The sequence below is a fragment of the Mesorhizobium sp. M7A.F.Ca.ET.027.03.2.1 genome (assembly GCF_003999175.1).
In the GTDB taxonomy this organism is placed as follows: Bacteria; Pseudomonadota; Alphaproteobacteria; order Rhizobiales; family Rhizobiaceae; genus Mesorhizobium.
In genome coordinates this window covers 1-502 of the sequence record NZ_RZOM01001857.1, presented here as the reverse complement: position 1 = coordinate 502, position 502 = coordinate 1, and the positions used below count along the sequence as shown (strand labels likewise).

Here is a 502-nt window from a genome sequence, read left to right as displayed (position 1 = left end):
CAAGCAGGATCTGCTTTTCCTGACCCATCACCTCTTCCAGCGCCTTGATCGACTTCTCACGCCCGACGAAGAGCGGCACGATCATGTGCGGGAACACCACGATGTCGCGCAGTGGGAGAACTGCGAAGACGCCGTCGCTGGGTGCCTTGGATACTTTGGCCATTGTCCAACCTTTCATGTCGCGGCCGCCAATCAGCCAACCGCGAATCTTATATTAACGACCGGGGATCGTTCCGCCTACCACCGTTTATGACGGGAGTTTTACAGCACAGAAATCGGGCACCTCGGCCTTCTCCAGTTAGTTGGATGCACGACCCCCAAAGATCAAGGGGCGTGTCCAAATCCGCACTTCCAACCCGTCCGCGAGTGACACATTTGCGACGCCAAGCCGTACGCCGCGCAAAAGCCCTGTGTGACAGCAAAACGGCGCCTTGCGGCGCCGTTTCAGAATTTCGCTGCGGGCTCATCATGTCAGGCGCTGACATTGCCCTTCTTTTCCTTC

At 57.4% G+C, this 502-nt stretch carries 1 protein-coding gene; it reads right to left on the bottom strand.

Annotated features, from left to right (window positions below):
- Positions 1 to 163 (bottom strand): LON peptidase substrate-binding domain-containing protein (locus EN750_RS38460; protein WP_145968397.1); only part of this gene is annotated, 163 nt, incomplete at its 3' end.
- Between the last annotated feature and the right edge of the window lie 339 nt (positions 164 to 502).